This window comes from Arthrobacter sp. Rue61a, assembly GCF_000294695.2.
Classification (GTDB): Bacteria; Actinomycetota; Actinomycetes; order Actinomycetales; family Micrococcaceae; genus Arthrobacter; species Arthrobacter aurescens_A.
This window is the reverse complement of sequence record NC_018531.1, coordinates 2,924,121-2,938,455: the sequence shown is the minus strand read 5'-3', so window position 1 is coordinate 2,938,455 and position 14,335 is coordinate 2,924,121. Positions and strand designations below refer to the sequence as shown.

9 protein-coding genes are annotated in these 14,335 nt (G+C 62.5%); 7 read left to right on the top strand and 2 right to left on the bottom strand.

Annotation, left to right across the window (positions count from 1 at the left end; all coding sequences use genetic code 11):
• Positions 1–171: 171 nt before the first annotated feature.
• The 7 genes from ARUE_RS13335 (at position 172) to metG (ending at position 10,952) form a co-directional block, all read left to right on the top strand.
• Complete coding sequence (locus ARUE_RS13335; protein ID WP_011775175.1) at positions 172–2,076, top strand: acetolactate synthase large subunit; 1,905 nt, start codon at positions 172–174, stop codon at positions 2,074–2,076.
• A 2-nt stretch (positions 2,077–2,078) separates the two neighbouring features.
• Positions 2,079–2,591, top strand: coding sequence for an acetolactate synthase small subunit (gene ilvN / locus ARUE_RS13330; RefSeq protein ID WP_011775174.1), 513 nt, complete (start codon positions 2,079–2,081; stop codon positions 2,589–2,591).
• A 68-nt stretch (positions 2,592–2,659) separates the two neighbouring features.
• Positions 2,660–3,685, top strand: a complete 1,026-nt coding sequence (ilvC, locus tag ARUE_RS13325; protein WP_014922112.1) for a ketol-acid reductoisomerase — start codon at positions 2,660–2,662, stop codon at positions 3,683–3,685.
• Positions 3,686–3,990: 305 nt separating this feature from the next.
• Entirely contained in the window at positions 3,991–5,586 is a 1,596-nt protein-coding gene (gene serA, locus ARUE_RS13320; protein WP_014922111.1) for a phosphoglycerate dehydrogenase, read from the top strand.
• Positions 5,587–5,795: 209 nt separating this feature from the next.
• Positions 5,796–8,606 (top strand): FtsX-like permease family protein, encoded by a 2,811-nt coding sequence (locus ARUE_RS13315; RefSeq protein ID WP_014922110.1) that lies wholly within the window; start codon positions 5,796–5,798, stop codon positions 8,604–8,606.
• Positions 8,603–9,358 carry an ABC transporter ATP-binding protein gene (locus ARUE_RS13310; RefSeq protein ID WP_011775170.1) on the top strand — a complete coding sequence of 252 codons (756 nt, stop codon included), beginning with the start codon at positions 8,603–8,605 and terminating at the stop codon, positions 9,356–9,358. The genes ARUE_RS13315 and ARUE_RS13310 overlap by 4 nt, the downstream gene beginning before the upstream one ends.
• Positions 9,359–9,392: 34 nt before the next feature.
• Positions 9,393–10,952 (top strand): methionine--tRNA ligase, encoded by a 1,560-nt coding sequence (gene metG / locus ARUE_RS13305; RefSeq protein ID WP_014922109.1) that lies wholly within the window; start codon positions 9,393–9,395, stop codon positions 10,950–10,952.
• Between the two features lie 113 nt (positions 10,953–11,065).
• Here the strand turns inward: metG and ARUE_RS13300 are convergent, their stop codons facing one another.
• Complete coding sequence (locus ARUE_RS13300) at positions 11,066–13,531, bottom strand: ABC transporter permease (RefSeq protein WP_014922108.1); 2,466 nt, start codon at positions 13,529–13,531, stop codon at positions 11,066–11,068.
• A 3-nt stretch (positions 13,532–13,534) separates the two neighbouring features.
• Positions 13,535–14,329 carry an ABC transporter ATP-binding protein gene (locus tag ARUE_RS13295; RefSeq protein ID WP_011775167.1) on the bottom strand — a complete coding sequence of 265 codons (795 nt, stop codon included), beginning with the start codon at positions 14,327–14,329 and terminating at the stop codon, positions 13,535–13,537.
• Between the last annotated feature and the right edge of the window lie 6 nt (positions 14,330–14,335).

Genomic DNA, 14,335 nt, shown 5'->3' with positions numbered 1-14,335 from the left:
GCATGATCACATTCGTTACCGTCGGCGTCGTCGTCCTTACCAAGCGCGTGGCTTAGCCCGACTGGTAACGAACCGTCACGCGCAAACCCCTCGAAGAGCCGGAAGGCTGAGGGGTTTTTTTATTCCCCGAAGCAAGATCCATCTAATGAAGATCCACTAAGGAAGAGTCCGATGAGCAAAGGATCGCCGATCAGCCCCTCGCTGATGGCTGCAAAGTCCGCTGGAGCCCACAAAGCTCCGGAAAAGATCGACCGTACGGCCGAGGCCGTCGTGGTCGACGCTGCTGCACCTCTCTCTCCTGTACTTGGGCCGAACACCGTTGTACCCCCAACGGTGATGTCCGGCTCGCAAGCAATTGTCCGGTCGCTCGAAGAACTCGGCGTGGACGATATTTTCGGTTTGCCCGGTGGCGCGATCCTGCCCACCTACGACCCCTTGATGGCCTCCAGCATGAATCACATCCTGGTCCGTCACGAACAGGGAGCCGGCCACGCCGCGCAAGGCTACGCCATGGTTACCGGACGGGTTGGCGTTTGCATCGCCACCTCGGGACCCGGTGCCACCAACCTCGTTACCGCCATCATGGACGCCCACATGGACTCCGTGCCGATGGTGGCCATCACCGGCCAGGTCTCCAGTGGAGTCATCGGCACCGATGCCTTCCAGGAAGCGGACATCGTGGGGATCACGATGCCCATCACCAAGCACTCGTTCCTGGTGACTGACCCCAACGACATCCCGCACGTCATGGCAGAGGCTTTCCACCTCGCGTCCACGGGCCGCCCGGGACCTGTCCTGGTGGATATCGCCAAGGACGCCCAGGTTGGCCAGATGACTTTCTCCTGGCCGCCGAAGGTGGACTTGCCGGGCTACCGTCCCGTGGTGCGTGGCCACAACAAGCAGGTCCGCGAAGCTGCCAAGCTGATCGCTGCTTCCAGCAAGCCGGTCCTCTACGTAGGCGGCGGTGTGGTCAAGGGCCATGCTTCTGCAGAGCTCATGGAGCTCGCGCTTGCTACCGGCGCTCCCGTGGTCACTACCTTGATGGCCCGCGGTGCCTTCCCGGATTCCCACCCGCAGCATGTAGGCATGCCCGGCATGCACGGTTCCGTCTCCGCCGTCACTGCCCTCCAGCAGGCCGACCTCCTGATCACTCTCGGTGCAAGGTTTGATGACCGCGTCACCGGCGTGCTGAAGACCTTTGCCCCGTTTGCCAAGGTCATTCACGCTGACATCGACCCCGCGGAAATCTCCAAGAACCGCACTGCCGATGTTCCGATCGTTGGCTCGGTCAAGGAAATCATTCCGGAACTTACCGAGGCCGTGAAGACTCAGTTCGAACTGAGCGGGACCCCGGACCTGGATTCCTGGTGGGCCTTCCTGGGCAACCTCCGCGACACGTACCCGCTGGGTTGGACGGAGCCCGAGGACGGTCTCACTGCCCCGCAGCGCGTGATCAAACGCATCGGCGAACTCACCGGTCCGGAAGGCATCTACGTAGCCGGAGTGGGCCAGCACCAGATGTGGGCCGCCCAGTTCATCAAGTACGAAAGGCCTCACGCCTGGCTGAACTCAGGTGGCGCAGGAACCATGGGATACTCGGTTCCGGCAGCCATGGGCGCCAAGGTCGGTGAACCGGACCGCGTGGTCTGGGCCATCGACGGTGACGGCTGCTTCCAAATGACCAATCAGGAACTGGCCACGTGTGCCATCAACAACATCCCGATCAAGGTCGCCATCATCAACAACTCCTCACTGGGCATGGTCCGCCAATGGCAGACCCTGTTCTACGAGGGCCGTTACTCCAACACGGATCTGAACACAGGCCACGACACCATCCGGATTCCGGACTTCGTGAAGCTGGCCGACGCCTACGGCTGCGCAGCACTTCGTTGTGAGCGCGACGAAGACATTGACGCCACCATCCAGAAGGCGCTCGAAATCAATGACCGCCCCGTGGTTATCGACTTCGTCGTCAGCCCCAACTCGATGGTGTGGCCGATGGTGCCTTCAGGCGTCAGCAACGACCAGATCCAGGTTGCCCGCAACATGACCCCGGAATGGGAAGAGGAGGACTAGGCATGAGCCGTCACACACTGTCCGTTCTGGTAGAAGACAAGCCCGGCGTGCTGACCCGCGTGGCCAGCCTCTTCGCCCGGCGCGCGTTCAACATCAATTCCCTGGCTGTGGGACCCACCGAGGTTCCAGGCATGTCCCGCATGACGGTGGTCGTCGACGCCGACGGCGACCTCATCGAGCAGGTCACCAAGCAGCTCAACAAGTTGGTCAACGTCATCAAGATCGTTGAGCTGACTTCAGAATCTTCCGTACAACGTGACCACATCCTGGTCAAAGTACGTGCGGATGCCGCGACACGTCTGCAGGTTACCCAGGCTGCAGACCTGTTCCGTGCCGCCGTCGTCGACGTGTCCACAGACTCGTTGGTGATTGAGGCAACCGGTACCCCCGAGAAGCTCGCTGCACTGCTCTCAGTGCTCGAGCCGTTCGGCATCCGTGAAATCGTGCAGTCCGGCACCTTGGCCGTTGGACGGGGATCCCGCTCCATGAGTGACAGGGCGCTCCGCTCCGCGTGAGCGTTGCGCCCAGTACCGCAGCACCACTATCAATATCTACGAAAAACCACTCAAGAGGAGTTACGCAAGTGACTGAAATGTTCTACGACGACGACGCAGACCTGTCGATCATCCAGGGCCGCAAGGTAGCCATCGTTGGCTACGGCTCCCAGGGCCACGCCCACGCACTCAACCTGCGCGATTCCGGCGTCGAGGTTGTTATCGCGCTGAAGGACGGCTCAAAGTCGACCTCCAAGGCAGAAGACGCAGGCTTCACTGTCAAGAACGTTGCAGACGCTGCCGAATGGGCAGACGTCATCATGATCCTGGCACCGGACCAGCACCAGCGCTCTATCTACAACGACTCCATCAAGGACAAGCTGACCGAAGGCAAGGCACTCGCCTTCGCGCACGGCTTCAACATCCGCTTCGGCTACATCGAAGCTCCGGCCGGCGTTGACGTCATCCTGATCGCCCCGAAGGCTCCGGGCCACACTGTTCGCCGCGAATTCGAAGCCGGCCGCGGTATCCCGGACATCATCGCTGTTGAGCAGGACGCATCCGGTTCCGCTTGGGACCTGGCGAAGTCCTACGCCAAGGCAATCGGCGGAACCCGCGCCGGCGTCATCAAGACCACCTTCACCGAAGAGACTGAGACCGACCTCTTCGGCGAGCAGGCTGTCCTTTGCGGCGGCGTTTCCCAGCTCGTCCAGTACGGCTTCGAAACCCTCACCGAGGCCGGCTACCAGCCGCAGATCGCCTACTTCGAGGTTCTCCACGAACTCAAGCTCATTGTTGACCTCATGTGGGAAGGCGGCATCGCCAAGCAGCGCTGGAGCGTTTCCGACACCGCAGAGTACGGCGACTACGTCTCCGGCCCGCGCGTCATCACCCCCGAGGTGAAGGAAAACATGAAGGCTGTCCTCGCGGACATCCAGAACGGTGCTTTCGCCAAGCGTTTCATCGACGATCAGGACAACGGCGGCACCGAGTTCAAGGAACTGCGTGCCAAGGCAGAGCAGCACCCGATCGAAGAGGTCGGCCGCGAACTTCGCTCCCTGTTCTCCTGGCAGCAGCAGGACGCTGACTACGTTGAAGGTTCTGCAGCCCGCTGATCCTTCAGTGCAGGCCTAGCGGCTCGCGCACCACGACGCCCGTCCGGGGAACACAGCCGGGCGGGCGTCGTCGTTCGATGCGTTGTTTCTCCACCGAATTTCACAGTTTTCTCCACCGAATAGCCCAGCCGCATGGGCTGTGAACTTCTTCACACCAGCTACCGGTCCGGCCGTAACATCCCTCCCCGGCACCGGAATCCCCGCCCGGATTCGATATTCTGGGCTGGTCCCGGCGCCGTGCCCGGGCCACGCATCCGCTCCTTGTCCAGTTCTGTCCAAAGTTGTCCAAAGTAAGGTGCCACCCCGTGTCAGCCAGCAAACCCGTCGTCCTCCTCGCCGAGGAACTTTCGCCCGCCACAGTCGAGGCACTGGGCCCGGACTTTGAAATCCGACAGACCGACGGCGCCGACCGTTCCCAGCTGCTGTCCGCCATTGCCGACGTCGACGCCATCCTGGTCCGTTCGGCTACACAGGTGGATGCCGAAGCCATCGCTGCGGCTAAAAACCTCAAGGTCATCGCCCGTGCAGGCGTGGGTCTGGACAACGTGGACATCAAGTCTGCGACGCAGGCAGGCGTCATGGTGGTCAACGCGCCGACGTCCAACATCGTCTCTGCCGCAGAGCTCACCGTGGGCCACATCCTGAGCCTCGCGCGCCACATCCCGCAGGCCAGTTCCGCGCTGAAGAACGGCGAATGGAAGCGCTCAAAGTACACCGGCATTGAACTCTTCGAGAAGAAGATCGGAATCATCGGCCTGGGCCGCATCGGCGCCTTGGTGGCAGCACGCCTGCAGGGCTTCGAGACCGAGATCCTCGCCTACGACCCCTATATCACGGCTGCCCGTGCAGCCCAGTTGGGCGTCAAGCTGGTCACCCTGGATGAACTTCTGGAAAATTCCGACTTCATCACCATCCACATGCCCAAGACGCCAGAGACGGTGGGAATGCTGGGTGCTGACGCCTTCCGCAAGATGAAGGAATCGGCATATGTCATCAATGTGGCACGTGGTGGCCTTGTGGACGAGGAAGCCCTCTACACAGCTCTGAAGGAAGGTCAGATTGCCGGCGCCGGCGTGGACGTCTTCGTCAAGGAGCCCAGCACCGACCTGCCGTTCTTCGAATTCGACAACGTGGTTGTTACACCGCACCTCGGCGCGTCCACGGATGAGGCCCAGGAAAAGGCGGGCGTGTCGGTGGCCAAGTCGGTTCGCCTTGCCCTTGCCGGCGAGCTCGTGCCCGATGCCGTGAACGTTGCCGGCGGGGTCATCGCTCCGGACGTACGTCCCGGCATCCCTCTGATCGAAAAGTTGGGCCGGATCTTCACTGCGCTCACCCACGCGTCCCTGACGCAGATCGACGTTGAAGTCGCCGGAGAAATTGCCGCCCTGGACGTCAAGGTACTCGAACTGGCCGCGCTGAAGGGCGTCTTCGCCGATGTCGTGACGGAGCAGGTCTCCTACGTCAACGCTCCCGTGATCGCCGAACAGCGCGGCATCAACACCCGGCTGATCACCACCCCGGACGCTGAGGACTACCGCAACGTCCTGACCATCCGTGGAGCGCTCAGCGATGGTTCGCAAATCTCGGTTGCTGGCACCCTCACGGGTCCCAAGCAGGTGGAGAAGCTGGTAGGCGTCAACGGGTATGACGTCGAAATTCCCATCAGCGAGCACCTGGTTGTTGTGGCCTACGCCGACCGTCCGGGCGTGATCGGCACCATCGGACACATCCTGGGCATGAACAACATCAACATCGGCGGGATGCAGGTGGCACGCCAGACCGAAGGCGGCCAGGTCCTGGCGCTCCTGACCATCGACAGCTCGGTTCCTCAGCAGGTACTGGAAGCCATCAAAGCCGGTATCGGCGCAGAGATGGTCCGTGAAGTGGACCTGGAGGACTAGCACTGATTTTCATCAGCTAAGTTCGCGTGCCGGCGACACACCCTGGCACGCAGGAGTGGCCGGTCTGCTTACAATGGCTGGGTCCGGGATTCGGACCCGGCAGCAGGCCGGCCACAACTTTTTGCACATACAGCCCGGTATTCCTCTGTGTCTTTTGAGGAAGCACGGTGCATGTGTGCGCGCCCGCAATCAAGGTCTCAGGGAGCCCAATGAACGCCGTCCAAAGGTTCATCAGAAGCCGTGTGCTGCTGCTGACCGCGGCCATTTTGATCGTCGCAATGTGCTTGTCCGTCCTCGTCCAGAGCCAGTCGCAGGCTGCTCTGAACAGGACAGTGGACGAGAACTCGCGGGGACTCTACGACATCCTGGTCCAGGCCAAACCTGACCAATCACAAGATGGCGACGGCGGCGCATTGATCCAGCCGGAAATCGCGAACGGCCAAGGCGGAATCAGCTTTGAGCAGTTGGAGAAGATCCGGACCATGGGCCAAACGGCTGTGGCCGCACCCATCAGCCTTGTCTCGCGTGTGTCGCAGAACCTTGAGGCTCCGCGCCTCAATGCCATGGACTACCTGGGCTACAATGCAGGGCTTGCTGGCGCCATGACTGCGGGGGACCCCTCCGCCATGGATTCGGGCAAATGGCCTGCCCCGGAATCCGTGCTGCCCGATTCCCCCAAGAAGTACCGTCTCACAGCCTCCGCCACGAGCTCGGATGGCGTGAACCAACAAACTCTTTTCAAAACCAGCGCTGAAGGCACTTTGGGCAAGGGCCGCCTGATCCAGGAGCAGACTGCGGGCGGCTCCAACGTCCGGATCGCGGGTCCCGAAGGCGAGACCGGCGTCAAGTTCCCTGCCCCCGCCTTGGGCTCGGAGCACAACCTCTTCAACCTCTCCGTAGCGCTTCCCCTGGCGCCAGAGGTGACAGAGTCCGTCGTCGCCGTCGACCCTGCCGCGGAGCGGGCATTGCTGGGGTCCGCAGGAGATTTCCTGGCACCGCTGGAGAAGGCCCCGCCGGCAGATGCGCGTGACGCGGGCGCCATCGGACGTCACTTCGAGAGTCTCTTCACCACCGGCCTCAGCATGGACCAGTTGGAAGAAGGGCCGGATTTCCTGGGCGTCAAGCTCAAGTACTGGGCCCCGCTGATGACCCAGTACCAGCAAGCCAAACGCGACGGCCTGCTGACTGATGACTCACAGGCCATCCCGCTGATTGTCCGTTCCGGAACCTCCCTTGACCTGCAGTACTCGGTCAAAATCGAGGAACTTGATGCAAGCGGCAAGGTGGTCAATGAGGTGGGCACCGTAACGCGGTCCCTGGACAAGGATTACCTTCCGTTCGTGTCCAAGTCCCCGTTTGCCCTTGAATGGCCGGGATCCACTGATTACAGCAAACTGCTGGGCAGCACTGCCTCCTTCAGCCAGGGTTTGTACAACCCGGCCACCTGGAGCACTGCGTTTGCCGCCGCTCCGCAGTACCAGGACGGTGACGAAGCCGCCAACGGAGCATCGGAAAAGAGCGCCACACCGGGGGACTGGGTAACAGTCAACCGTCTGCCTGAGAAGTCGTCCTTCGGGGCTGCCGTGGACCAGACGCAGCGTAAGCCGGTTGACGAGCGTTCGTACCGTGAAGACCTGGAAACGGGCAAGAAGCCGGCCACGCCGCTGCCCATGGTGTACGGCACTTTTGACCCTGCAGATGTCCAGGCAGCGGCCGGGGATGTCAACAAGCTGCCCCTGGGTGGCTACGACCCCACTCCCATGACCCTGACAAAAGACGCTGAGGGCAAAGACGTTGAGGGCACGCAACTGAAGCCCTCGCTGAGTGCTACAGGTCTGGTCAGCCAGTCCGCCGGCGCCATCACCGATTACTACGGTCTTGCAGCCGCGCGTGGATACGACAGCAACGCGGATGTCATTGACGCCGTACGGGTCAAGGCGTCAGCTACCGGTAATTGGAAGACGGCACAGCCCGAGGTAGAGAAACTGGCCACGCAAATCCGTGAACTCGGCCTTGAGGCAACTGTTGTGGCTGGTTCCGCCCGTGAAGACGCCAATATTTTCGTCCCCGGTTACAGCAAGGACGACGCCGGCAAGGAGTCACCGCTGGGCACCGTCCAGCAGTCGTGGGTGCGCCAGGACGCGGCCGACGCCGTCACAGGATCCCTCACCGGAACCAACATCACCCTGCTGTTCCTGACACTGCTGGGTGCAACGCTCCTGACGGGTGCTTCCACCGTGAGTTACATCCGCCAACGCAGGAGCGAAGCCGGAATCCTCAGGGCCATGGGTTGGACGCAGAAACGCATCCGTTCCTGGGTCTTGGAGGAGTTTGCCGTGGGCGCCGCAGCCCTCGCGGCCGCCGGTATTATCCTCAGCCTGCTGAGTTGGAATATCGCCACGGTAATCGTCTCCGTGACCATGCTGGTCATCTATTCCGGCGCGGCACTGCTGGCTGCCCAGCAGTTGCGCCACCGAGTGGTGATTGATCAGGAACCGCAGCACGATGAGCGCCTGGTGACCGTGGACTCGCCCCTGACGTTCGCCAACAGGCAGCTCACCACCAACCGCTTCAACTCGATCTCCCTCGCCGTGGCTGTCGGCGTGTTCGGCGCAGCGGTGGGCGCCCTGATCGCACTCCTGATCGACATCCCCCGAGCAGCCGGCGCCAGTGCTTTGAGTGGTCTGGCCGCTGCCAGCATCGCCTTGCCGAGCGTCATCCTCGCGGTCTTCGGTGTGGTTGTTGGCCTCCTCTTGACCTTGGTCACCGGCCGCTTCGAGCTCCACGCCAAGCGGGAGTACCTCGGTACATTGCGTGCCATGGGCTGGAACCCGGACATGCTTGGCCAGGTCCGCTTCTTTGAGAACGCACTTGTGGGCACCGTGGCACTTCCCCTGGGTGTCCTTGGTGCCCTGGGGCTGGGATTGCTCCTGGCTCCCTACGCGGCTCTTTGGGCCGGGCTGGCCGGACTGTTGGCCGTAATTTGCTGGATTCCGATTGCAACGAAAGTAGTCAAATGACTGACAACCTCAACCCCGAGAAGACGGCCACCCCGGAACCCGCGGACGAGTCGCTGCAGACCCGTGCCAACACCATCGTGAGGGCCACGGACCACGCAACTCCCTTGGAACTGAGCCGGGTCACCATCCACTACGGTGGCGATAAAGGCGGAGCCGAGGAAGTCGACGTCGTGGACGACTTCAACCTCACCCTGCACGCAGGTGAGATGCACTGCATCGCCGGGCGAAGCGGCTCCGGTAAGACCAGTATCCTGACGGTCAGCGCGGGACTTACGCTCCCGACGTCGGGCAAGGTCTTCTGGGAGGGCCAGGCGCTGGACACCATGGGCGACGACGAGATCGCGGACCGCCGGCGGGCACTCATTGGATACGTGGACCAGGGCGGCGCCTTGATCGACGGTATGAGTGCCCTTGAGAACGTCCTGCTTCCCGCAGTACCCGACGGCGAAGTTGAACAGCGCACCGAAATGGCCAAGGACCTCCTGGACCTGGTGGGGCTCGGACGCCGCATGCGTCACCGTCCCGCCCAGCTCTCCGGCGGTGAACGCCAGCGAGTCGCAATTGCCCGTGCACTGATCCTGGGAACCCGCGTACTGGTGGTGGACGAGCCTACCGCCAGCCTTGACCGTGCCGCGGCGAACCGCATCATCGGCATCCTTAAGGACACCACCAGCGATGGCATTGCCGTCCTGGTTGCCTCCCACGACCATGAGCTGGTGCGGCTCAGCGATACGCTGACCGAACTTAACTGAGCTATTTCATCCCAAAAAAAGGTAACTTCTTAGAGTGACGTCTCCAGAGAAATCCCCGTTCTACATCACCACCGCAATCAGCTACCCCAATGGCGTGCCGCACATCGGCCACGCCTACGAGGTCATCGCGACTGATGCCATGGCGCGCTTCAAGCGCCTTGACGGCCATGAGGTGTTCTTCATGACCGGAACGGATGAGCACGGACTCAAAATGCAGCAGTCAGCCGAGAAGGAAGGCATCACTGCCAAGCAGCTCGCTGACCGCAATTCGGCCGCCTTCAAGCAGATGAGCCAGGACTTGGGCATCTCCCATGACCGCTTCATCCGCACCACGGATCAGGACCACTACGCCGCTTCCCAAGCCATCTGGAAGAAGATGGAAGCCAACGGCGATATCTACCTGTCCAAGTACGAGGGCTGGTACTCCGTCCGCGACGAGGCCTACTACGTCGAAGACGACACCGTGGTGAAGGATGACGGGCTCCGCTACTCCAAGGAGACGGACACCCTGGTCACTTGGACGGCCGAGGAAAGCTACTTCTTCCGGCTCTCGAACTACCAGGACAAACTGCTTGCCCTGTACGAGGAACAGCCTGAGTTCGGCGCGCCGCAATCCCGCTTCAACGAGGTCATCAGCTTCGTCAGGCGCGGCTTGGAGGACCTGTCCATCAGCCGCACCACCTTCGACTGGGGCGTCCCGGTTCCGGGCGACGAGAAGCACGTCATGTACGTCTGGGTTGACGCACTCACCAACTACCTGACCGGCGTCGGCTACCCGGACATCGAGTCGGAATCCTTCAAGAAGTTCTGGCCCGCCGACGTCCACGTTATCGGCAAGGACATCTCCCGCTTCCACGCCATCTACTGGCCCGCTTTCCTCATGAGCGCCGGGCTGGAACTGCCCAAACGGGTCATGATTCATGGCTTCCTCACCAACAACGGTGTGAAGATGTCCAAATCCCTGGGCAACGTTGTGGCACCGCAGGACTTCGTCGCCCAGTACGGCCTGGACCAGTGCCGCTACTTCTTCCTCCGCGAAGTTCCTTTCGGGGCGGATGGCAACTACAACCACGAGGCCATCGTGGGGCGTATGAATTCGGATCTGGCCAACAACTTCGGCAACCTCGCCCAGCGTTCGCTGTCCATGGTTGCGAAGAACTGCGAGGGCAGGGTTCCCGAACCCGGAGAGTTCACGGCAGAGGACAAAGCCTTGCTGGCACAGGCCGGTGAGCTGCTGGACACCGCACGTGCCGCGTTCGACAAGCAGGAATTCAGCAGGGCCCTCGAGGCCATCTGGACTGTTTTGGGCGACACCAATGCCTACTTCGCAGAGCAGGCTCCGTGGGTGCTGCGCAAGACCGATCTGGAACGTATGAACACGGTCCTGTACGTCACCTTGGAAGTTGTCCGCATCGTGGCGATCCTCGCTCAGCCGGTCATGCCGTCGTCGTCCGCCAAGCTCCTGGAAGTTCTCGGACAGCCGGAAGGCGAGTCGCGTCAATTCGCGGCTGTCGCCACACCGATTGTTGCCGGCACCGAATTGCCCGCGCCTGCGCCGGTCTTCCCGCGCTACGAGGAACCCGCCGAGGCTTAGTCCCTCTCTCACATAACAGCCCTCATTGAGAATCGCTCTCTCACTTCCCGTCGGTTTGACCGCAGGAAGTGAGAGAGCGATTCTCGTTTGGCGTGATGATGTGAGAGAGCGACTTAGGCGGTTGCCAGCCCCTCAACGGGCGACAATCGTGCCGCGCGCCGGGCAGGAACCACGGAAGCCAGGAGCCCGGCAACCACGGCGACCCCAAAAACGGCCGCCAGTTGCACCCACGGCACCGCCGGAACAACAGTGGCTACCCCTCCCAGGGTTGCCTGTGCGCCGAGCCAGCCGTAAACGATGCCCAGGCCTGCGCCCATGATTGCGGCCACACCAGCGACGAGCACGGCCTCGATGGCCAGCATCCCGCGGAGTTGACCCCTGGTCAGTCCCAAGGCCCGGAGCAAGGAGTTCTCGCGTGTTCGCTCCAGGACAGAAAGTGACAACGTGTTGGCTACGCCGATCAGCGCGATGACCACCGCGACCCCTAAGAGGCCTGTGACTACCAGCAACAGGACATCGATAATGCTGTTGAAAGTCACCCGCTCAATGGCCGCACCGCTGACTGTGCGCTCATGAACACCCAGCGTCGATGCGATTTCCTTCTGGATGGCCTGAACCCGGTCCCCGGATACCGAATCGTCCAGTTTCACCCACACCATGCCGGGCGTTTCCGGCAGCGCAGCCGAGGAGATACTGGAAGTCTCCACGAAGGCGGGTACGTGGCGGGTGCGCAGAACCTTGGCGTCGAGCGTAACGCTGCCTGCCGCCGTCGAGATCTCGGCTGGTCCCTCCGGAGAGTCTTCAGGCAGGTATACGGTGCCCGGCGTCGGCTTGAGATTGTTGTCGCGCAGTACTGATGCGGCATCAGCGGCGGAGAGCCCGTAGATGGTAGTGCCGGCGTCGGGCGTGGCTCCGTCAGCCAGTGTTCCCACCGGCTGCAGCAGCACTGCAGCGCTGACGCCGTCGAGCGCTTTGATCCGGGCAACAGCCTGCGCGGGGTCGCTGGCGTCCACTGTTGTCTGGGCGGACAGGTCCACCGGATAGTTCTCCGCCAAGGTGTCGTTGAATGCATGTCTGGACGTAGCCGCTCCGGTCATCATGAGGGAGACCAGCGTGACACCGATCAGCAGCGCAGCGGCCGTAGCGGAGGTGCGGGCAGGGTTTCGCGTCGCGTTGACGGCCGCAAGCTTGCCGGGCACACCGGCCGGTGCGGCCAGACGGCCGGCCAAGGCCACCACGGAGGGGATGAACAGGGTGGAGCAAAGCAGGATGCCCACAAACGAGGCAGCACCACCGAGCAGTGCCACCAGCAAGGAGACAGTCATGCTGCCGTACACCAGCAAGGCTGCTCCGCCCAGCATGGCCACCAGGCCCAGGATCAGGCGTACCTTACCGCGTCGGTTACCCACGGAGGCGTCGTCTGCCGGGCGGAGGGCGGCAAGGGGAGCGACGGCGGTTGCCGCCTTCGCGGGTACCAGTGCAGCCACCACGGTCAGGAGCGTTCCGGCTACCAGGCCGGCGATGATGGCCGACGGCGGTACAGCCAACGTCGCGAACGCTTGCTCGGGCTGGGACTTCGCCCAGGCAATCAAGCCCGTCATCAGGCCGGTGGCAGCAAGGACACCCAGGACTGAAGAAATGAAGCCGACCACCAGGGCCTCCACCATGACTGAGCCGCGGATCTGTGCCCGGCCGGCCCCCAAGCAGCGGAGCAAAGCCAACTCCCTGGTCCGTTGAGCCACCAGAACGGAGAACGTATTGGCCACCACCAAAGTGGAAACGAGGATGGCCACTCCTGCGAAGGCGAGCAGCACCACGGTCAGCTGGTCCTGGCCTGCACTGAGCATGGCCACGGTGGAGGTGACCTTCTCCTGCGCCGTTTCCAGCACGGGCTCGACCGCACCTGCTGCTTCCATTCGGTGCGCGATGTAGTCCTTTGCTGCGGTGGCGTCTTCCCCGGGCTTGAGTACGAACTGCAGCCCCGAATACCCGGCGCCCGCGTCCTGGACAGCGTTCAGTACAGACTCAGAACCAACCAGCTGGGCAGCCGATGCCGAGAAAGGATCGTTGGTAGCTTTCGTCAAGCCCGAAATGGTCACCTTCGCCGTCTTGACGGGTCCCGCGCCCCGCAGCTCCAAGGTGCTGCCGACATTGAGGCCCAGATGGTCGGCAGTCTTGACGTCAACCGTGGCTTCCAAGGCGCTCGATGGCATGGACCCCGAGGACAGCACTGCACTCTCCAGGGAAGCCGGCGCCGCACTGCGCAGGCGTCCGTACTGCTCACCGCCACCAGCCTCGAACGTCACGTAGGTGGAACGCTCCGCATAGCTGTCCTGCACGGCGGGGGAGGAAACCGCCGAGTCCACCGCAGCCTGGCTGAACGGCTCCCCGTTCTTGGACGTAGCCACAACATCCGCGTTCCGGTACGCCTCACCGATGCTCGCGCCCAGCGACGCATTGGTGCTCGCACCCACCATGAGGGTGGCCGAGAGGAACATGACGGACAACATCACGGCAAGCCCGATGGCCACGAACCGCCGGAAATGTGTGGTCAATTGGGAAAGGGCAACACGCAACATGCTTTAAGCCCCCAGCTTGCCAAGTGCAACGAGCACAGAGTCTGCTGTGGGATCGTGAATCTCGCCCACCAGTCCTCCGTCGCTCATCAGCACCACCCGGTCCGCGTAGCTGGCTGCCACGGGATCGTGCGTGACCATGATGATGGTCTGCCCCATCTCCTGGCTGCTCCGGCGCAGCAACGCCAGGACTTCTCCGCCCGCCCTTGAGTCCAGGTTGCCGGTAGGTTCGTCGCCGAACACGACGTCGGGACGCGTGAGCAACGCCCGGGCAACCGCCACACGCTGCTGCTGGCCGCCCGAGAGCTCATGCGGCCGGTGCTTCAAACGGTCCTTGAGCCCAAGGGTGCTGACAACGGTGTCCAGCCATCCGGCGTCGGCAGTGGTTCCTGCCAAGGCGAGGGGGAGCGTGATGTTCTGTTCGGCAGTCAAGGTGGGCACAAGGTTGAACGCCTGGAAAACAAAGCCGATCCTCTCGCGGCGGAGCGCCGTGAGCTGGCGGTCGTTCAGCCCCGTCAGTTCCGTGCCGCCCAGCACAATCCGCCCGGAATCAGCCGTATCCAAGCCGGCGAGGCAATGCATCAAAGTGGACTTGCCGGAACCGGACGGTCCCATGATGGCAGTGAACTTCCCGGCGTCGAAGCTCAAGGACACTTTGTTCAGGGCCGTGACGGTGGTATCGGCGCGGCCGTAGCTCTTGGTCAGCTCATGAGCCTCCACGGCGGGACGGGCCTGGGCGCCTGCCGAGCCTGCGGGGCGATCGGTTCCTGACGGGTGGGGGAGAGACGTGAAAGTTGTCATGGTTCC

What these genes read in the sequence shown, in the direction of transcription:
- ARUE_RS13335 (WP_011775175.1), top strand. Translation starts at nt 172, where the DNA reads ATGAGCAAAGGATCGCCGATCAGCCCCTCGCTGATGGCTGCAAAGTCC.
- ilvN (WP_011775174.1), top strand. Translation starts at nt 2,079, where the DNA reads ATGAGCCGTCACACACTGTCCGTTCTGGTAGAAGACAAGCCCGGCGTG.
- ARUE_RS13315 (WP_014922110.1), top strand. Translation starts at nt 5,796, where the DNA reads ATGAACGCCGTCCAAAGGTTCATCAGAAGCCGTGTGCTGCTGCTGACC.
- ARUE_RS13310 (WP_011775170.1), top strand. Translation starts at nt 8,603, where the DNA reads ATGACTGACAACCTCAACCCCGAGAAGACGGCCACCCCGGAACCCGCG.
- ARUE_RS13300 (WP_014922108.1), bottom strand. Translation starts at nt 13,531, where the DNA reads ATGTTGCGTGTTGCCCTTTCCCAATTGACCACACATTTCCGGCGGTTC.
- ARUE_RS13295 (WP_011775167.1), bottom strand. Translation starts at nt 14,329, where the DNA reads ATGACAACTTTCACGTCTCTCCCCCACCCGTCAGGAACCGATCGCCCC.